The sequence below is a fragment of the Nocardioides sp. genome (genome assembly GCF_024509035.1).
Taxonomy (GTDB): Bacteria; Actinomycetota; Actinomycetes; order Propionibacteriales; family Nocardioidaceae; genus Nocardioides.
On sequence record NZ_JANINT010000434.1, the window covers coordinates 1 to 17,951 of the forward strand.

18 protein-coding genes, 1 tRNA gene and 1 pseudogene are annotated in these 17,951 nt (G+C 73.0%); 10 read left to right on the top strand and 10 right to left on the bottom strand.

Annotated elements, in window-relative coordinates:
• Together Q0L15_RS23230 and Q0L15_RS23235 are read right to left on the bottom strand one after the other, a co-directional pair.
• A tRNA-Pro gene (locus Q0L15_RS23230) sits at positions 1-77 on the bottom strand.
• Positions 78-178: 101 nt separating this feature from the next.
• Positions 179-1,105: a metallophosphoesterase gene (locus tag Q0L15_RS23235; protein ID WP_296607241.1), complete on the bottom strand. Its 927-nt coding sequence runs from the start codon at positions 1,103-1,105 to the stop codon at positions 179-181.
• Between the two features lie 35 nt (positions 1,106-1,140).
• On the opposite strand from Q0L15_RS23235, the gene Q0L15_RS23240 reads away from it, so the two are divergent.
• Positions 1,141-1,599 carry a GatB/YqeY domain-containing protein gene (locus Q0L15_RS23240; RefSeq protein ID WP_296607225.1) on the top strand — a complete coding sequence of 153 codons (459 nt, stop codon included), beginning with the start codon at positions 1,141-1,143 and terminating at the stop codon, positions 1,597-1,599.
• 23 nt (positions 1,600-1,622) lie between these two features.
• Here Q0L15_RS23240 and Q0L15_RS23245 read toward each other — a convergent pair whose 3' ends face one another.
• Entirely contained in the window at positions 1,623-4,025 is a 2,403-nt protein-coding gene (locus Q0L15_RS23245; protein ID WP_296607226.1) for a transglycosylase domain-containing protein, read from the bottom strand.
• A gap of 197 nt (positions 4,026-4,222) precedes the next feature.
• Between Q0L15_RS23245 and Q0L15_RS23250 the strand changes: the two genes are divergently transcribed.
• A complete protein-coding gene (locus Q0L15_RS23250) occupies positions 4,223-4,522 on the top strand; it encodes a WhiB family transcriptional regulator (protein ID WP_296607227.1) in 300 nt (99 codons plus the stop codon).
• 21 nt (positions 4,523-4,543) lie between these two features.
• Here Q0L15_RS23250 and Q0L15_RS23255 read toward each other — a convergent pair whose 3' ends face one another.
• Together Q0L15_RS23255 and Q0L15_RS23260 are read right to left on the bottom strand one after the other, a co-directional pair.
• A complete protein-coding gene (locus Q0L15_RS23255) occupies positions 4,544-5,755 on the bottom strand; it encodes an ArsA-related P-loop ATPase (protein ID WP_296607228.1) in 1,212 nt (403 codons plus the stop codon).
• A gap of 67 nt (positions 5,756-5,822) precedes the next feature.
• The gene (locus Q0L15_RS23260) at positions 5,823-6,839 is read right to left on the bottom strand and encodes an ArsA-related P-loop ATPase (RefSeq protein ID WP_296607229.1); all 1,017 of its coding nucleotides are present in this window, start codon (positions 6,837-6,839) and stop codon (positions 5,823-5,825) included.
• Positions 6,840-6,926: 87 nt separating this feature from the next.
• On the opposite strand from Q0L15_RS23260, the gene Q0L15_RS23265 reads away from it, so the two are divergent.
• Genes Q0L15_RS23265 through Q0L15_RS23275 form a run of 3 tightly spaced genes read left to right on the top strand, consistent with a single transcriptional unit; the run spans position 6,927 to position 9,021 of the window.
• Positions 6,927-7,700: a CoA transferase subunit A gene (locus Q0L15_RS23265; RefSeq protein ID WP_296607230.1), complete on the top strand. Its 774-nt coding sequence runs from the start codon at positions 6,927-6,929 to the stop codon at positions 7,698-7,700.
• Complete coding sequence (locus Q0L15_RS23270) at positions 7,697-8,338, top strand: CoA transferase subunit B (protein ID WP_296607231.1); 642 nt, start codon at positions 7,697-7,699, stop codon at positions 8,336-8,338. Before Q0L15_RS23265 ends, Q0L15_RS23270 begins: the two co-directional genes overlap by 4 nt.
• Positions 8,338-9,021, top strand: coding sequence for a VOC family protein (locus Q0L15_RS23275; RefSeq protein WP_296607232.1), 684 nt, complete (start codon positions 8,338-8,340; stop codon positions 9,019-9,021). Before Q0L15_RS23270 ends, Q0L15_RS23275 begins: the two co-directional genes overlap by 1 nt.
• A gap of 5 nt (positions 9,022-9,026) precedes the next feature.
• On the opposite strand, the gene Q0L15_RS23280 is transcribed toward Q0L15_RS23275, so the two are convergent.
• On the bottom strand, positions 9,027-9,884 hold the full coding sequence (locus tag Q0L15_RS23280) for a sigma-70 family RNA polymerase sigma factor (RefSeq protein WP_296607233.1): 858 nt from the start codon (positions 9,882-9,884) through the stop codon (positions 9,027-9,029).
• Positions 9,885-10,218: 334 nt separating this feature from the next.
• Between Q0L15_RS23280 and Q0L15_RS23285 the strand changes: the two genes are divergently transcribed.
• Both Q0L15_RS23285 and Q0L15_RS23290 read left to right on the top strand, forming a co-directional pair.
• Positions 10,219-10,596, top strand: a complete 378-nt coding sequence (locus Q0L15_RS23285) for a hypothetical protein (protein ID WP_296607234.1) — start codon at positions 10,219-10,221, stop codon at positions 10,594-10,596.
• A gap of 175 nt (positions 10,597-10,771) precedes the next feature.
• Positions 10,772-11,698 carry a sigma-70 family RNA polymerase sigma factor gene (locus Q0L15_RS23290; RefSeq protein ID WP_296607235.1) on the top strand — a complete coding sequence of 309 codons (927 nt, stop codon included), beginning with the start codon at positions 10,772-10,774 and terminating at the stop codon, positions 11,696-11,698.
• A gap of 19 nt (positions 11,699-11,717) precedes the next feature.
• Here Q0L15_RS23290 and Q0L15_RS23295 read toward each other — a convergent pair whose 3' ends face one another.
• From Q0L15_RS23295 to Q0L15_RS23310, 4 genes are all read right to left on the bottom strand, one after another.
• Positions 11,718-14,135, bottom strand: coding sequence for an FtsX-like permease family protein (locus Q0L15_RS23295; protein WP_296607236.1), 2,418 nt, complete (start codon positions 14,133-14,135; stop codon positions 11,718-11,720).
• On the bottom strand, positions 14,132-14,950 hold the full coding sequence (locus tag Q0L15_RS23300; protein WP_296607237.1) for an ABC transporter ATP-binding protein: 819 nt from the start codon (positions 14,948-14,950) through the stop codon (positions 14,132-14,134). The genes Q0L15_RS23295 and Q0L15_RS23300 overlap by 4 nt, the downstream gene beginning before the upstream one ends.
• Positions 14,951-15,015: 65 nt before the next feature.
• Positions 15,016-15,696 (bottom strand): response regulator transcription factor, encoded by a 681-nt coding sequence (locus tag Q0L15_RS23305; RefSeq protein WP_296607238.1) that lies wholly within the window; start codon positions 15,694-15,696, stop codon positions 15,016-15,018.
• Positions 15,693-16,868, bottom strand: a complete 1,176-nt coding sequence (locus tag Q0L15_RS23310) for a histidine kinase (RefSeq protein WP_296607239.1) — start codon at positions 16,866-16,868, stop codon at positions 15,693-15,695. The genes Q0L15_RS23305 and Q0L15_RS23310 overlap by 4 nt, the downstream gene beginning before the upstream one ends.
• An 82-nt stretch (positions 16,869-16,950) precedes the next feature.
• Here Q0L15_RS23310 and Q0L15_RS23315 point away from each other — a divergent pair, with 82 nt between their 5' ends.
• From Q0L15_RS23315 to Q0L15_RS23325, 3 genes and pseudogenes are all read left to right on the top strand, one after another.
• Positions 16,951-17,106, top strand: coding sequence for a DUF4177 domain-containing protein (locus tag Q0L15_RS23315; protein ID WP_089503960.1), 156 nt, complete (start codon positions 16,951-16,953; stop codon positions 17,104-17,106).
• Positions 17,103-17,567: a RidA family protein gene (locus tag Q0L15_RS23320; protein WP_296607240.1), complete on the top strand. Its 465-nt coding sequence runs from the start codon at positions 17,103-17,105 to the stop codon at positions 17,565-17,567. The genes Q0L15_RS23315 and Q0L15_RS23320 overlap by 4 nt, the downstream gene beginning before the upstream one ends.
• Positions 17,568-17,574: 7 nt before the next feature.
• Positions 17,575-17,951, top strand: a pseudogene (locus tag Q0L15_RS23325) (NUDIX hydrolase); the annotation flags it as partial.

Consider the following 17,951-nt stretch of genomic DNA (forward strand, 5'->3'; position numbering starts at 1 on the left):
TGGTCGGGCTGACAGGATTTGAACCTGCGGCCTCCTCGTCCCGAACGAGGCGCGCTACCAAGCTGCGCCACAGCCCGATCGCGTGGTCCGGACACGTCCGGTCGCCAAGCAGGGGCAACCATACCCGAGCCCGACGGGGCGCTCGAAATCGGCCTCCCCTGGTGGACGAGACCGCAGGTCAGGGGCGTGCGACGAGCGTCAGCAGCGTGGCCTCGGGACGACACGCCACCCGGATCCGCGCGTACGGGCTGGTGCCGAGCCCGGCCGAGACGTGCAGCCATGCGGAGTGGGGGTCGCCGGGGCTCGAGGCGGCCGGGTGCCGGTGGAGACCACGGGCGCGATCGGGCTCGAGGTCGCAGTTGGTCGTCAGCGCGCCGATGCCCGGCAGGCACACCTGACCGCCGTGGGTGTGCCCGGCGAGGATCGCGTCGTACCCGTCGGCCACGAAGCGGTCCAGCACCCGCAGGTACGGCGCGTGTGCGACGCCCATCCGCAGGTCGGCCGACGGGTCGGCGGGCCCCCGGACCTCCTCGAGGCGGTCGTAGCCCAGGTGGGGGTCGTCGACGCCGGCGAACGCGATCCGGACTCCCCGCACCTCGAGCGCCGCGCGGGTGTTCGTCAGGTCGACCCAGCCGCGGCCGGCGAGCTCCTGCTGCAGGTCGCGCCACGGCAGCTGCCCGCTGTCGGTGTGACGGGTGCCGTCGTCGGGCAGCAGGTAGCGCAACGGGTTGCGCAGCGTGGGGGAGAAGTAGTCGTTCGACCCGAAGACGAAGACCCCCGGCTTGTCGAGGAGCGGACCGAGCGCGTCGAGCAGGACCGGGACCGAGGCGTGGTGCGCGAGGTTGTCGCCGGTGTCGACGACCAGGTCCGGGTCGAGCCCCGCGAGCCCACGCAGCCACTTCTGCTTGCGGGTCTGGTCCGGCGTCAGGTGGAGGTCGCTGAGGTGCAGCACGCGCAGGTCCGGGCTGCCCGGTGGCAGCACCGGGACCGTCACCCGGCGCAGCGTGTAGGCCCGTGCCTCGGCCAGGGCGTACGCCGTGAGTCCGGCGCCGGCGAGCGCCCCCGCGGCGGCGGTGCGCAGCGCAGCGCTGCGAACAGAGGCCAGGGAGGTCACGGCGCAAGGCTGCCACAATGGGGTGCATGAGCGATCTCAAGGACCGTCTGCGCGCTGACCTCACCGCCTCGATCAAGGCGCGCGACGAGGTCCGCTCCTCCACGCTGCGGATGGTGCTCACCGCGATCACGAACGCCGAGGTGGCCGGCAAGGAGCACCGCGAGCTCACCGACGACGACGTCGTCGGCGTGCTCTCCACCGAGGCCAAGAAGCGTCGCGAGGCCGCGGCCGCGTTCAGCGACGGCGGCCGGACGGAGATGGCCGCGAAGGAGACCGCGGAGGCCGCCGTGATCGCCGACTACCTCCCCGCCCAGCTCAGCGAGCAGGAGATCGCCGACCTCGTCACCTCGGCCATCGCGCAGGCCGGTGTGGCCGGCGAGGGCATGAAGGCGATGGGCAAGGTCATGGGCATGATCACGCCTCAGGTCAAGGGGCGGGCCGACGGCGCCGCGGTCGCCGCCGAGGTACGCCGGCAGCTCGGCTGACGCGCAGCCGGGCCGCGCCGGGGTCAGCGACCCCGGCCACCGCCGTTGCCGTGGCCGTTCCCACGGCCGCCCCCGTTGCCACCGCCGTGGCCTCCGTTGCCGCCGCGGTCGGGCGGAGGAGGTGCGACGCCCGTCGACTCGTAGACCATCACGACCGAGCCCTTCGGGGCGTACGAGCCGCCCGACGGCGAGGTGTACGCGACGGTGCCGGCCGGGTTGCCCGATGCCGCCGAGCCGGCGTCGACCCCGATGAAGCCCGCGCCCTCGAGTGTGCTGATGGCCTGGTCGACCGACATGCCCGAGGTCGACGGCACCAGGGTCGACTCGCCCTCGATCGCGGTCTGGCCGGGCGGGACGAAGTCCTCGTTGTCGAGGTGGTCGTCGACGACGTGCATGGCCTCGGCCCACATCGGACCGGCGAATCCCGAGCCGGACACCGAGTAGATGTAGCGGCCACCGATCACCTGGCCGGCCAGCTGCATCGGCCGCTGGCCCTGCTTGGTGGCACCGGCGATCATCGCCGCAGTGGCGATCTGCGGGGTGTAGCCGACGAACCAGACCGCCTTGCCGTCCTGGGTGGTGCCGGTCTTGCCGGCCGACGGGACGCTCAGGCCGGTGCCGCCGAGGTCGTAGCCGAAGCCGCCCGGCTCCTGGACCCCGCGCAGCACGTCGTTGACCGCGTCGGCGGTCGACTCGGGGAGCGCCTGGGTGCACCGCGAGGGGTACTTCTGGATCACGGTGCCGCCGGAGTCCTCGATCGAGGTCACCGGCCGGGAGTCGCAGTGCAGCCCGCGACCGCCGAACGTCGCGTACGCCTCGGCCATCTCCAGCGGGCTGGCATTGGCGATGCCGAGCGTGAAGGTCGGCACGCGCTCGGCGCCGTAGCCGTTCGCGTCGCCCTTGGGGTCGGTGAGCTCCACGCCGAGGGCCTTGGCGATCTTGAACGGCTCGCACACGCCAGTGACCCGCTCGAGCATGGCGTAGAAGGTGTTCACCGACTTCTGGGTGCCGACGTAGAGGTTCATCGGCCCGTCGATCGTGGAGCTGGACACGTTCCACTCCCCGACGAACCCGGGCTGGCCCTCGCAGTTGGCGAACTCGTCCTGCGGGATCGTCATCGTCATCGGGGCGTTGAACGTCGTCGTGAGCGGGACGTTCTTGTTGATCGCCGCCGCCAGGACGAACGGCTTGAACGTCGATCCGGCCTGGAAGCCCGCCGAGTCGCCGAACCGGGTCGGCACCCCGTAGTTGAGGAACGTCTCGCCGGCCTTCTCGCTGCGACCCATCGGCCGGGACTGCGCGATCGCCTTCACGTCGCCCGTGCGCGGCTCGACCATCGCCATCGCGCCGACGGCCTGGTCGCCCTTGTCGACGTGGTTGCGCACCGCCGTGTCGGCGGCCTGCTGGTCGCGCATGTCCACGGTGGTGCGGATCGTGAGGCCGCCGGTCTTGAGCAGCTGCTTGCGCTCGGCGACCGTCTCGCCGAGGTCGGGGTCGTGGAGCAGCCAGTTGATGGCGTAGTCGCAGAAGAACGGGGCGCGGGAGTAGAGGCAGCCGTTCTTGGCAGCGACCACGTCGAGCCCGAGGCTCTTCTGCTTGACCTTGTCGGCCCTCTCCCGCGTGATCACGTTGAGCTCGGCCATCCGGTCGAGCACGACGTTGCGGCGCTCCAGCGCCCGGTCGGGGGAGTTGGTCGGGTCGTAGCCGGTGGGGTTCTTCACCAGGCCGGCCAGCATCGCGGACTGGCGCAGGTCGAGGTTCTTGGCGTTGACGTCGAAGTAGTGCCGGGCGGCGGACTGGATGCCGTAGGTACCGTCACCGAAGTAGGCGATGTTGAGGTAGCGCTCGAGGATCCAGTCCTTGGAGTACTTCTGCTCGAATGCGATGGCGTAGCGCAGCTCGCGCAGCTTGCGGGCGTAGGTGTCGTCCGTGGCCTCGCGCCGCTCGGCCTTGGTCTTGGCCTGGGTCAGCAGCGTCATCTTCACCATCTGCTGGGTGATCGACGAACCGCCCTGGACCACGCCGTTGCTGGCCTGGTTGGTGATCAACGCGCGCAGGGTGCCCTTGAGGTCGAGCGCGCCGTGCTCGTAGAAGCGGTAGTCCTCGATCGCCACGATCGCCTTGACCATCGTGCGGGAGATCTGGTCGAGGGAGACGTTGACGCGGTTCTCGTCGTAGAGGGTCGCGATCACGTTGCCCTCGGAGTCGACCAGCCGCGTCTTCTGCGGCAACGGGTCGGTCTGCAGCTCGGCCGGGAGGTTGTCCATCGCGTCCGAGGCCTGTCGGGCACCGACACCGAGGACGCCCGCGAACGGGATCGCGAGGCCGGCGACGACCACACCCATCACCGCCGCGACGGCCAGCATCACGAGCAGGTGGGAGGCGACGCGGGAGGCGGGCAGGCGCTCGTCGCGCGGCACTGACATACCACCAGGGTACGTGAGCAGATGAACCCGAACCCAGTCGTAGCCCGAGATGACTAGTTAGTTTGGACTAGGTGGATTGGGTCGGATGTGTCTGCCCGGTACCTGATTTCTTCCTTAACTTCTTTACCGAGGGGAGAACATCCCGGGTAGACGTCATGGGGACGCCGCCTATCTCGGACTGATGTGGGGACATCATCATGTGGGTTGAGGATTGGGCGCCGGCGGCCGCGTGCCGCGAGGCGCAGCCGGACCAGCTGTTCGTGCGCGGCGCGGAGCAGAACAAGGCCAAGCAGCTGTGCGCCGGGTGCCCCGTGCGCACCGAGTGCCTCGCCGAGGCCCTCGACAACCAGATCGAGTGGGGCGTCTGGGGTGGCATGACCGAGCGCGAGCGCCGAGCGCTGCTGCGCCGCCGGCCGAACGCCTCGTGGCGTGCGGTGCTCGAGGCCGCCCGTGAGCAGGGCTCCGTGGCGCCGGTCGCCAAGCCGATCGCCGTCTGACCCGCAGCGGCCGGAGGGCGGCTAGCCCCCGGCCAGCAGTTCGCCGACCTGACGTAGCCCGTCGAGGTCGTGCACGTCGCCTGCGAGCGCCGGGACGACCGCGGTGGGCACCTGCGGGTGCGCCGCCGCGAACCGCTCGCGCAGCAGTGCCTCGCGCTCGACGATGCGGGTCTGGTCCGCGTGCAGCCGCAGCAGGCCCGCGGTGAGCGATCCGGGGTCCTCCTTGCGCAGCCGCTCGCACGCGGCCATCGCCTCGTCGGCGGACACCGCTCCCTCGGGAGCCGGGCTGGCCCGGTTGACGATCAGCCCCGCCAGCGGCATGTCGTCCTCGCTGAGGCGCTCGACGAAGTACGCCGCCTCGCGCAGCGCGTCCGGCTCGGGCGCGGCGACGACGAGGAACGCCGTGCCGTCGGCCTGCAGCAGCTGGAAGGTCTTCTGCGCCCGTGCGCGAAACCCGCCGAACAGCGTGTCGAACGCCGCGACGAACGTCTGCATGTCGCGCAGCACCTGGGTGCCCAGGATCTTGTTGAGGGCGCCGGTGATCAGGCCCAGCCCGGCCGTCATCATCCGCGCCGGTCCGCGGGCGGGGGTCAGCAGCAGCCGGATGAACCGCCCGTCGAGGAAGCTCGAGAGGCGCTCGGGCGCGTCGAGGAAGTCGAGCGCGGAGCGCGAGGGCGGGGTGTCCACGACGATCAGGTCGTAGCTGCCGTCCCGCTTCGCGTCGGCGTGGATCTGCCCGAGCTTCTCCATCGCCATGTACTCCTGGGTGCCGGCGAAGGAGCTCGAGAGCGCGATGTAGAACGGGTTGTCGAGGATCTGACGCGCCTTCTCCGGGTTGGCCTGGCTCAGGACCACCTCGTCGAAGGTGCGCTTCATGTCCAGCATCATCGCGTCCAGACGGGGCGGCGCGGCCTCGCCGGAGTCCTCGGGGGTCCGGACGCCCTGCACCGGCCGCGGGGTGTTGTCGAGCGCCTCGATGCCCATCGACTGGGCCAGCCGGCGGGCCGGGTCGATGGTGAGCACCACCACGCGCCGGCCGCGCTCGGCCGCCCGCAGCGCGAGCGCTGCGGACGCGGTGGTCTTGCCGACGCCGCCGGAGCCGCAGCACACGATGATCCCGGTGCTGCGGTCGTCGAGCAGGCCGTCGATGTCCAGGCGGGGCGCCGGCTCCGGGTTGGTGGCCAGCGGGCCGACGCGGGTGCGGGTGCGGGTCTTGCTGCGTGGGGTGTTCATGCGGGGTCCCCGCGGAAGTGTGGGCTGGAGGAGCGGAGCGGGGGAAGCCCGCAGTTTCGTGGGGTGTTCATGCCAGGCCCTGGGTCTTGAGGTCCGCGGCCAGCTCGTAGAGGCCGCCGAGGTCCATCCCGCTCGCCAGTCGGGGCAGCTCCACCACGGGCAGGCCGAGGTCGTCGACCACGGCGCGCTGGGCATCCTCGAGGGCGCGGCGCTCGGCGTGGTCGCGCGCCTCGGCCACCAGCCCGGCGGCCAGGGCGCGGCTGCCGTTCAGCCCGGCCGACTCGAGGTCGGCCTCGATCCGGCCGGTGTCGAGCCGGCCCGAGAGTGCGGCCTCGAGGTCGGAGGTCCCGAGGTCGCGCGGGCGCACCTGGTTGACCACGACGGCGCCGACCGGGAGCCGTGCCTCGTTCAGCTCGGCGATCCCGTCGGCCGTCTCCTGCACCGGCATCTCCTCCAGCACGGTCACGAGGTGCACCAGCGTCCGCGGCGAGCGGAACAGCGTCATCACGGTGTCGGCCTGGCCCTTGATCGGCCCGACCTTCGCGAGCCCGGCGAGCTCGTTGTTGACGTTGAGGAACTGGGTGATCCGCCCGGTCGGCGGCGCGTCGAGCACGACGGCGTCGTAGCGGATGGCGTTGCGGTTGCGGCTGTTGCGCTGCACGGCCTCGAACACCTTCCCGGTGAGCAGCACGTCGCGCACGCCGGGAGCGATCGTGGTGGCGAACTCGATCACGCCGAAACGGTCGAGCGCCCGTCCGGCACGCCCGAGCTTGTAGTACATCGCCAGGTACTCCATCAGCGCCGACTCCGGGTCGATGTGGAGCGCGTGCACGACGCCGGGGGGACGGCCGTCGTGGTGGAGCCCGGTGGCGATGCGGCGCTCCTCGTAGGGGAGGGGGTCGACGTCGAACATGCGCGCGATCCCCTGGCGGCCCTCCACCTCGCAGAGCAGGACCTGTCGGCCGTGCGAGGCGAGCCCGAGCGCGAGCGCGGCCGCGACCGTGGACTTGCCGGTGCCGCCCTTGCCCGTCACGACGTGCAGGCGCACGCGCGACCAGTCGGGGAGGTCCTTCGACGGGGCCATGGGGCCGAGCGTAGATCACCGGCGGATGGTCCTAGGATCGACGAGACCCGGGTCACAGCGCGGTGGCCGGGGCGAGGAGGAGATGGCGTGGACAAGGTGGTGGGATCCGCCGCGGAGGCCGTGGCGGACATCGCGAGCGGGTCGACCCTGGCGGTCGGCGGCTTCGGACTGTGTGGCATCCCCTCGGTGCTGATCCAGGCGATCCTGGACGCCGGCACCGACGAGCTCGAGGTCGTGTCCAACAACGCGGGCGTCGACGGCTGGGGCCTGGGACTCCTGCTCGGCGCCGGGCGGTTGCGTCGCGTGGTCGCGTCATACGTCGGCGAGAACAAGGAGTTCGCGCGGCAGTACCTCTCCGGGGAGCTGGAGGTCGAGCTCACCCCGCAGGGCACGCTCGCGGAGCGGATGCGCGCCGGCGGGTCAGGGATCCCGGCGTTCTTCACCGCGACCGGCGTCGGTACCCAGGTCGCCGAGGGCGGCCTGCCGTGGCGCTACGACGCCGAGGGCAACGTCGTGAAGTCCTCCCCGCCCAAGCAGACCCAGGCCTTCGAGACGGCCGACGGGCCGAAGGAGTTCGTGCTCGAGCACGCGATCGTCGCCGACTTCGGGCTCGTCCGCGCGTGGAAGGGTGACCGCCACGGCAACCTCGTCTTCCGCGACTCCGCCCGCAACTTCAACCCGCTGGCCGCGATGTGCGGCCGGCTCACGATCGCCGAGGTGGAGCACCTCGTCGAGCCCGGCGAGATCGACCCCAACCAGGTGCACACGCCGGGTGTCTTCGTGCAGCGCGTGGTCGAGCTAACCCCCGAGCAAGCCGCGGACAAGCGGATCGAGCGCAAGACGGTGAGGGCCCGAGCATGAGCTGGACGCGTGAGGAGATGGCGGCCCGCGCCGCCTCGGAGCTGTCGGACGGCTCCTACGTCAACCTCGGGATCGGCCTGCCGACGCTCGTCCCCAACTACGTCGCCGACGACGTCGAGCTGGTGCTGCAGTCGGAGAACGGCATCCTCGGTGTGGGCGCCTACCCGTTCGAGGGCGAGGAGGACCCGGACCTGATCAACGCCGGGAAGGAGACGGTCACGCTGCGACGCGGAGCGTCCTTCTTCGACTCGGCGACGTCGTTCGGGATGATCCGCGGCGGCAAGGTCGATGCCGCGATCCTCGGCGCGATGCAGGTCTCGAAGGCCGGCGACATCGCCAACTGGATGATCCCCGGCAAGATGGTCAAGGGCATGGGCGGCGCCATGGACCTGGTCCACGGCGCGAAGCGGGTCATCGTGCTGATGGAGCACGTCGCCAAGGACGGCACCTACAAGATCGTCGAGGAGTGCTCGCTGCCCTACACCGGCCGCGGCGTCGTGCAGCGGATCATCACCGACCTTGCGGTCATCGACGTGGTCCCGGCCGCCGAGGGCGGAGGCCTGCGGCTGGTCGAGCTCGCTCCGGGCGTGACCGAGGCGGAGGTGCGCGAGAAGACCGAGCCGGAGCTGCTGTCCTGATGGCGGCCGAGCGGCCGCTCGCCTCGTTCACCGACCTGTGCATCGACGCCGTCGACCCGCTCGTGCTCGGTCGGTTCTGGGCCGACGTGCTCGGCCTCGAGCTCGAGCAGCGGGAGGACGGCGTCGTACGCCTGACCGGGCTCGCCCCGCACACCACGGTCTGGGTCAACCGGGTCCCCGAGCCGGTGAGCGTCAAGCAGCGCGTGCACCTCGACGTCCACGCGGCGGCCGTCGGCGACGTGCTCGACCGCGGCGCGAGCCCGCTCGACATGGAGAGCTTCGACTGGTCGGTGCTGCGCGACCCCGAGGGCGGCGAGCTGTGCGTGTTCGTGCGCGAGCACGTCCCCGAGCCGCGGCTCTACGAGGTCGTGGTCGACTGCGCCGACCCGGCGGGGCTCGCGCGCTGGTGGGCCGAGGTGCTCGGCGGACGCTGGTCGTACGACGCCGAGCACGGCTGGGCCGCGATCGAGGACATCCCCGCAGCGCCGTTCGACTACCTGGTCTTCGTGCCCGTGCCTGAGCCCAAGACGATCAAGAACCGCATCCACTGGGACGTCGACGTGCCCGACGTCCGCCTGCTCACCGATCGCGGGGCGCGGGTCCTGCGCCGCCCCGACGACGAGATCTCCTGGACGGTCCTCGCGGACCCGGAGGGCAACGAGTTCTGCGCCTTCGTCGGCTGAGGGCGTCAGGCGGTCGAGCTCAGGCTGGCGTGCGCCCGGGTGCTCGGCAGGTTGCGCTGCGCGGCGTAGCTCGCCGCGACCGCCTTCGTGTAGGCCAGGCGGCGCCGCGCGGCGACGCCGTTGGGGTTGGGGTGCGGCTGGGCCAGGTGGGGGTCGAAGGCCTCGGCGAGAGCGTCGCGCAGGAGCACGAGGGCCTCGGCGCGCAGCTGGGAGATGCGGGACTCGGTGACGCCGAGCTCGGCGGCGAGCTCGGCCATCGGCCGCTCCTCGAGGAAGTAGCCGCGCACCACGTGCTGGAGGCGCTCGGGGAGCTCCGCCACGGCGGCCGCGAGGTAGCGGACCCGCTCCCCGCGCAGGACCTCGTCCTCGGGGCCGAGACCGCGGCCCGCCAGCTGCTCGATGATCCCGTCGTTCGGTCCGGCGTCGAGCGTCAGGACGGTGGCGCGGGCGACCTCGGAGTCGGTGCGGCAGACCTCCTCGGGACGCAGGCCGAGCGCCTCGGCGACAGCGGCATCGTCGGGGAACTGGCCCAGGGTCGCTGCCAGCCGCGCCCGCGCCGCCTCGATCTCCCGAGCCCGCCGGCGCACCGACCGCGACGCCCAGTCGACCGAGCGGAGCTCGTCGACGAGAGCGCCCCGGATGCGAGTGCTGGCGTAGCCCGCGAACGGCACCCCCCGGTCGGGGTCGAAGGCGCGGGCCGCGTGCACCAGCGCCAGCAGCCCGGCGGAGTGGAGGTCGTTGCGGTCCATGTACGACGGAACCCGCGCCATCGTCTCGCGGACCAGGTGCGCCACCAGGGGCACGTGCTGGACCGCGAGCTCGTCGCGCTCGGTGATCGACATCGAGGGGTTGCCCGAGTTCATGGAAGTAGTGACGCATTTGTGGAGCGAACATGACAGTGAAAGCGGTGGATTTAGGTCGTTCGGCGTCTCATAACGTCGAAATCGATTTCGAAGGTGCTAGCCGGGTTGGCCCGCCCGGGTCAGCGGGCACGTAGTTCCCCTGGCCCAGGCGGGCTATGTCGCCATGGTCCGTCGTTGCGAGCCGTGACGTTCTACCTGCGAAGCGCCGCGCTCTGGACCTTTCTTCGTGTGGGATCAGGCCCGTTCGTCTGTGTCGCTGGTGGCCGCCGAGGTCGGCGAGGAACCGCGCGAGCGCACGATCGCCTGACCGTCCCGCCCCGGCATCATGGCCCTCGTGGCCATCTCTCAGCCCAAGCCGGAGCTCGACGAGCTGTTCGTGCCCGATGTCGTCGCCTGGCGCTCCTGGCTGCTGGACCACCACGACCGCTCGCCCGGTGTGTGGCTGGTGCTGACGAAGAAGGGCGGCACGGCGACCGAGCTCACCTACGAGCAGGCCGTCGAGGAGGCCGTGTGCTTCGGCTGGATCGACAGCCAGGCCCGGCGTCGCGACGAGCAGACCCGCAGCATGCGCATGACACCGCGGGGGCCGCGCAGCCCCTGGTCGGACTCCAACGTGGCCCGGGTGGCGCGACTGGAGGCGGCCGGTCGGATGCACCCTGCCGGACGGGCGGCCGTCGAGGCGGCGCGGGCCGACGGACGGTGGCCGGCCTGACCTGCCCGGACCGGGCCCGATCACACTGGTGCGGGGGTGACCGGGGCAACAGGTCTAGCCCGATCTCAAGCGCTCGGTCCGCACCGCCGATCTGGGAGATGACAAGAGCGCCACGACGCCCGCAGACGTACGAGCGGGCAGGCACGACGCACATCTCTTGAGGAGACAGCGCCCCATGACCGACCCCGAGGTCACCGAGTCCCGTCCGATCACCGCGCCCGCTCCGGGTGAGGCACGAACCGCGGCGCTCTCCGACGCCGCCATCGCCGTGAACCCCGACGCCGACCGGCTCGCCGTCGAGAACCTCCCCCTGGTCGCGCACGTGGTGCGCGAGACCATGGCCCGGGTGCCGTCGCACGTGGACCGCAACGACCTGCGCTCCGCGGGACTGGTCGCCCTGGTGACCGCCGCCCGCTCCTACGACCCCGCCCGGGGCGTGCCGTTCGTGCGCTACGCCGCTCCCCGGATCCGCGGCGCGATGGTCGACGAGCTGCGCTCGATCGACTGGGCCTCCCGGTCGGTGCGCCGGCGCAGCCGCGAGATCGAGGAGGCCCGCGCCCGCCTGGCCGCGACGATGGGGGAGTTCCCTGACGACGAGGCCGTGGCAGCGGCCCTCGGGCTGAGCAACGACGAGGTCGTGCGGGCCGACTCCGAGGTCTCCCGGGCGGTCGTGCTCCCTCTGGACGCCGGGGCCCAGCAGGGCCTGGCCGACCTGCTCCCGGGTCGCGAGCCCGGACCGGCGGAGCGCGCGGAGCACCTCGAGCGGGTCCGCTACCTCGCCGACGCGGTCGACGAGCTGCCCGAGCGGATGCAGCACGTGGTGCGCGGCTACTTCCTCGAGGAGCGGCCGATGGCCGAGCTCGCCGCCGAGCTCGGCGTCACCGAGTCCCGCATCTCCCAGCTGCGCGCCGAGGCCCTCGTGCTCCTGCGCGACGCTCTCGCCGAGGCCTTCGACCCCCACCTGGCCCAGCCGCACCCCAACCCCAACGGCGTCGCCGCGCGGCGCCGCCTGGCCTACACCAGCGCGGTCGCCGCGCGGTACGCCGCCCGCCGGACCATGCCGGCCCGGGTCGTGCGCCACGGGCTCGAGTCCACCGCCTGAGCCAGGTGGCCCCAGGGTCCTAGTCCAGGCTGAGGCCGGCGGCGGGCGCCGTGCGCGCTGCCCGGCGCGCCGGCACCAGCGAGGAGAGCAGCCCGGCCGCCGCGGCGACGAGCACCACGAGGACGAGCTGGCCCCACGGCAGCACCATCGGCGCCTCGTCGACGGCCGCCTTCACCAGCGCCTGCAGGCTGACCCACGCGAACGTGACGCCGATGGCCGTGCCCACCACGGTGGCGACCACGGACAGCAGCAGGGCCTCGGCCGCGAGCGTCGCCCGCAGCTGACGGCGGGTCAGGCCGAGCGCGCGCAGCAGCGCGTTCTCGCGGCCGCGCTCGAGCACCGAGAGGCCCAGGGTGTTGCCGATGCCGATCAGTGCGATCACCACCGCGATGCCCAGCAGCGCAACGACGGTGCCGGTGAGGATGTCGAGCTGCAGGTCGACCCAGGCGCGGGTCGCGAGGTTGTTCTCGAGGTCCGCGTGCGCGGGCTGCGCCAGCGCGTCGACGTCGCCGGCCAGGTCCTCGACGTCGGCGCCGCCCGCGGCCCGGATCCACACCGCGAGAGCGGCGGGCTCGGCGGCCAGTGCGGACAGCGTGGCCGGTGCGACCACCGCGCTGTCGCCCCACCCCGCGCCGGTGCGCACCCGCAGCGTCACGGGACCCGCGGGTCCCGCGACCGTGAGCCGCTCCCCGTCGGCCAGGTCGGCGTCCTCGGGCACCCAGATCTCGCCGGCCGCGGGTCGGGCGAAGCCGGGGGCACCGTGGGCGACGGTGTCGGGGGCGAGGTCGGGAGCGGCCACGACCGGGAGCGTGCCGGCGCCGGGCAGGCGCACCCGCGCGCCCTCGAGGGCCGCCGCAGCGGCCACGCCCGGGAGCCGGCGCACCTCGTCGACCAGCCCGGCCGGCAGCGCTCGGTCGGTGGCGGTGAGCGCCAGGTCGACCGGGTAGTCGGTGTCGAGATCCGTGTCGACCGCGCTGCGCGAGCTGGCCAGGCCGGTCAGCACCGCCGTCGTCAGCGTGACCCCGACCAGCAGGGCCGCGGTGGTGGCCGCGGTGCGCCGCGGGTTGCGTACGGCGTTCTCCGTCGCCAGCCGCGCGGGCGCGCCCAGGACCCGCCCCGAGGCGCCGCCGACGACGCGGATCAGTGCCGGCACCAGGACCGGGCCGAGGAGCAGCACGCCGCTGAAGGACGCAACCCCGCCGGCGAGCATGGCCAGCACGCTGTGGTGGTCGATCGAGAGCCCGAGCAGTGCCGCCCCCGCCACCACCGTCACCGCGCCTGTGGCGACCCGCAGGCGCCCGGCGCGGGTGCGGACGCCCGTGGCGTCGTCCGGACGCAGCGCGGCCAGCGGCTCGAGGGCGGTGACGCGCCGGGTCGGCAGCCAGGCGGCCACCACCGTGACGAGCACTCCGGTGACGAAGGCCCCGGCGTACCACCCCGGCGAGGGCGAGGCCGTGCCCATGGTGCCGGAGGGCAGCGCCGCGCGGGCCGCGGCGACCAGGGCGTACCCGACGCCCGTGCCCGCGGCCAGCCCGATGAGTGCGGACGCGACACCGATCACCAGCGCCTCGACCCGCACCGAGCGCAGGAGCTGGCGCCGCGTCGCGCCGACGCAGCGCAGGAGCGCGAAGTCGCGGGCGCGCTGGGCGAAGAGGATCGAGAAGGTGTTGGCCACGACGAGCACCGAGACGAAGAGCGCGATGGTGGCGAACACCAGCAGCAGGATCGCCAGCACGTTGACCTCGTTGGTCAGGTCCTTCTGGCGCTCCTCGACGAAGGTGTCGCGCGACTGCACCGTCGCCTCGGCCGGCAGCCGGTCCGCGAGCGTGGCGGAGCCGCTGCCGGCGTACGCGATCGAGTCGACCCAGAGGTCGCCGGCGAACCCGCGCAGGTCGGTCCACGTCAGGTAGAAGTCCGCCCCTACGCTGGCGGACGGGGTGTCCACCAGGCCGACGACGCGCGCCTCGACCGCGTGGTTGCCGGTGCCGACGCGGATCGTGTCGCCGACGGAGACGTCGTCGCCCTTGACCGCGTTGGCGTCGGCGACGGCCTCGCCGGCGCGCTGGGGGAACCGGCCCGAGCGGAGGTCCTGCCAGCGCAGCGCGGCGTCGTCGGCGACGGCACCCACGTCGGCGGACTCGTCGACCAGGCGGCCGTCGACCCGCGCCTGCTGCATCGTCCACCCGAGGAACGACGCGTGGTCGCCCCGATCGTGGGCCGCCTCGATCAGGCGCGCGGCCTGGTCGCCGTCGACGTCGCTGACGACCACGTCGGCGTCGCGATAGGGCACCTCGACCCCGGAGACCAGCCCGTCGCGAGCGGCCGAGGACAGGGCGCTGGTGACGACGATGAACGCGACGCCGATGACGACGGCGACCGCCGCCGCGACGTAGCGACGGGTGTGGATCCGCAGGGAGGCGGTCAGGACCGACCTCATCGGGACTGCTCCCCCCGCAGCGTCGCGACCAGCTGGTCGGCGGTCGGGTCCACGAGGTGCGCGCGGATCCGGCCGTCGGCGATCACGAGCACGTCGTCGGCGTACGCCGCCGCCTCGAGCTCGTGGGTCACCATCACGACCGTCTGCCCGAGCTCGCGCACGGAGCGGCGCAGGAACCCGAGGACCTCGGCGGAGGCCTCGCTGTCGAGGTTGCCGGTGGGCTCGTCGGCGAAGACGATGTCCGGCTGCGAGACCAGGGCACGCGCGATCGCGACCCGCTGCTGCTGGCCTCCGGAGAGCTCGGCGGGCCGGTGCCCGAGCCGGTCCCGGAGGCCGAGAACCTCCACGACGAGCTCGTAGCGCTCGCGGGCCTGCGCGTCGACGCGACGACCGGCGAGCTCGAGCGGGAGCAGGATGTTCTGGCCGGCGGTCAGCATCGGCAGCAGGTTGAAGGACTGGAAGACGAAGCCCACGTGCTCGCGGCGGAAGACCGTGAGCGCGGTGTCGTCCATGGCCTGCAGCGGCCGGCCCGCGACCGACACCGTCCCCGACGTCGGGGTGTCGAGCCCCGCCAGGCAGTGCATGAGCGTCGACTTGCCCGAGCCGGAGGGACCCATGATCGCGGTGAACCGACCGCTCGGGAGGTCGAGGTCGACACCGCGGAGGGCGTGGACGGCGGCATCGCTGCGTCCGTAGACCCGGGTCAACCCGCGGGCGCTGGCCGCGAGCCCGGTCGTGGGGCCGGTCGTGGGGCCGGTCGTGGGGCCGGTCGTGGGGCCGGTCGTGGGGCTGGTGGAGTCGTCGGTGATCGTCATGGTCCGACCCTCCCGTCCGGGAGGGGGCCGGGTCGTCAGCCCGCGGGACCCATCCGACGTACGACTCAGGGACTACGGACGAGGCCGGCCTCGTACGCGAGGACGACCAGCTGGACCCGGTCGCGGGCACCGGTCTTGGCGAGCAGCCGGCTCACGTGGGTCTTGACCGTCGCCTCGGCGACGACCAGGTCGGCGGCGATCTCGGTGTTGGAGCGGCCGCGGGCCACCTCGACGAGGACCTCGCGCTCGCGCTCGGTGAGGGCCGCCAGCCGGTCGTCGGGCGTCGTCGCCTCGGCCGGGTCGGGCAGGGTCGCCGCGAAGTGCTCGAGCAGCCGTCGGGTCGTGCTGGGGGCGACGACGGAGTCGCCGGCGTGCACGGTCCGGATCGCGGTGAGCAGGTCCTCGGGGGCCGCGTCCTTGAGCAGGAACGCCGCGGCGCCGGCCTTGATCGCGGCGAAGGCGTACTCGTCGAGGTCGAAGGTCGTCAGCACGATCACCCGGGGCAGCTCGCCGCGCCCGGTGAGCGTCCGGGTCGCCTCGACGCCGTCGAGCCGGGGCATCCGCACGTCCATCAGGACCACGTCGGCGCGGGTGACCGCCAGCTGCTGCACGGCCTCGGCGCCGTCGCCGGCCTCGCCGACCACCGTCAGGTCGGGCTGGCTCTCGACGAGCATCCGGAAGCCGCCGCGCACCATCTGCTGGTCGTCGACGAGGAAGACCCGGATCGGCTCTGGCTGCGGCGTCACAGGGGCAGCCTCGCAGCCACCCGGAACCCGCCGCCCGGGCGGGGTCCCGCCTCGACGTGGCCGCCGTGGACACCCACGCGCTCCCGCATCCCGACCAGGCCCAGGCCATGGCCGTCCGAGGGCACCGCCGCGCCCCGGCCGTCGTCCTCGACCAGGATGTCGACGGCGCGACCGGCCGCGTCGACACCGACCTCGACCCGCACGGTCACGCCGGGGCCGGCGTGCTTGCGGACGTTGGTGAGCGCCTCCTGCACGACCCGGTACGCCGTGAGAGCGACGCCGTCCGGGACGCTGGTGCCGGGCTCGGGGAGCGTCGCCTCCACGTGGGCTCCGGCGGTCCGTGCCTCGGCGACCAGGGCACCGAGGTCCGCGAGGCCCGGTTGCGGTCGCAGCGCGGCCCCGTCGTCGGCACGCAGCAGCCCGAGCATGCGGCGCATCTCGGTCAGCGCCTGGCGGCCGGTGGTCGAGATCGCCTCGAGTGCCGACGCGGCGGCCGCGGGGTCCTGCCCGGCGGCGTACCGCGCCCCGTCGGCCTGCACGACGATCACCGACAGGCCGTGGGCCACGACGTCGTGCATCTCCCGGGCGATGCGGGCCCGCTCGTCGGCGGCCGCGAGGGCCACCTGCTGGGCCGCCTCGTGCTCGATGCGCTGGCCGCGCTCGATCAGCGTGTCGACGTACGCGCGCCGGACGCGCCCCAGCGTGCCCAATGCCCAGGCCGCGACGACGATGGTCGCCACCGTGAGGAAGTAGGAGCCCACCGTCCCGACGGTCAGGTCGGCGTCCAGGCCGCGCAGCCAGTCGACAGCCGCGACCGCTGCCCCGCAGAGGCCGACGACGAGGGCGAGAGCGGCCCGGACGGCTGGGGCGTAGCGGGCCACGGAGTACGTCGCGACCGGGAAGGCGACCTGGCTCCAGAGCGGGTTGTCGATGACCAGGGCCTGCGCGGCGCTCGCGATCGCGACCGCGGCGAAGACCAGCTGCGGATGGCGACGGCGCCAGAACAACGGCACCAGCTGGGCGAGGGCCACAGCGGTCGCCGCCGCGCTCTGGTGGAGCACCGGGAAGGCGGTGACGGGCAGCAGCAGGCAGCCGGCGAGCGCGATGTCGAACCACCGCTGGCCCCGCCCGTCCAGTCGCCAGGGCTGGCGCTCGGCGGGCACGGTGCTCACGACTGCGACCCTAGACCGGCCGGCGCCGCTGCGCGTCCGTCCACGGGTGGACCCGGCGTACGTCCCGAGTAGGGTGCCGGGCATGACCAAGTGGGAGTACCTGACCGCCCCGATCCTCACGCACGCGGCCAAGCAGATCCTGGACAACTTCGGCGCGGACGGGTGGGAGCTGGTGCAGGTCGCGCCCGGCATGAACCCCGAGAACCTCGTCGGCTACTTCAAGCGGCCGCTGGCATGACGAGCCCGGAGGAGCGCCTCGCCGAGCTCGGCCTCGCGGTGCCCGAGGTGGCCAAGCCGGTGGCGGCGTACGTCCCGGCCGTGGTCTCGGGCGACCTCGTGTTCACCTCCGGGCAGCTGCCGATGCGCAGCGGCGAGCTGATGGTCACCGGCAAGGTCGGTGGCGAGGTCAGCGCCGAGGAGGCGACCCTGTGCGCCCAGCAGTGCGCGCTCAACGCGATCGCTGCGGTGAAGTCGGTCATCGGCGACCTCGGGCGCGTGGCGCAGGTCGTCAAGGTGGTCGCGTTCATCGCCTCCACGCCCGACTTCACCGGCCAGCCCCAGATCGCCAACGGCGCCTCCGAGCTGCTCGGCACCGTGTTCGGCAACGCCGGCGTGCACGCCCGGTCGGCGGTCGGCGTGCCCGTGCTGCCGCTCGACGCCCCGGTGGAGGTCGAGATCGTGGTGCGGGTGGCCCAGTGAGTGCGGCGTGATCCCGATCCCGCCGATTCCTCTGCCTGAGAAGGTCGTCGAGCTCGCCCGGACGTACGCCGACGGCAGCCGTGAGCCCGCCGAGCCGCGGGACGCGGCGACCGTGATCCTGCTGCGGCCCTCCGAGCACGGGCCGGCGGTCTACTACCTGCGTCGCCACACGACGATGGAGTTCGCCGGCGGCATGTGCGTCTATCCCGGCGGTGGCGTCGACCCGCGCGACTTCGACGCCACGGTGGCGTGGGCCGGCCCGTCGCCGCAGGAGTGGGCCGAGCGCCTGGGCTGCGACGAGCACCTGGCGCGCGCGCTGGTCTGCGCCGCGGTGCGGGAGACCTTCGAGGAGTCCGGCGTCCTGTTGGCGGGCCCCTCGGGCGA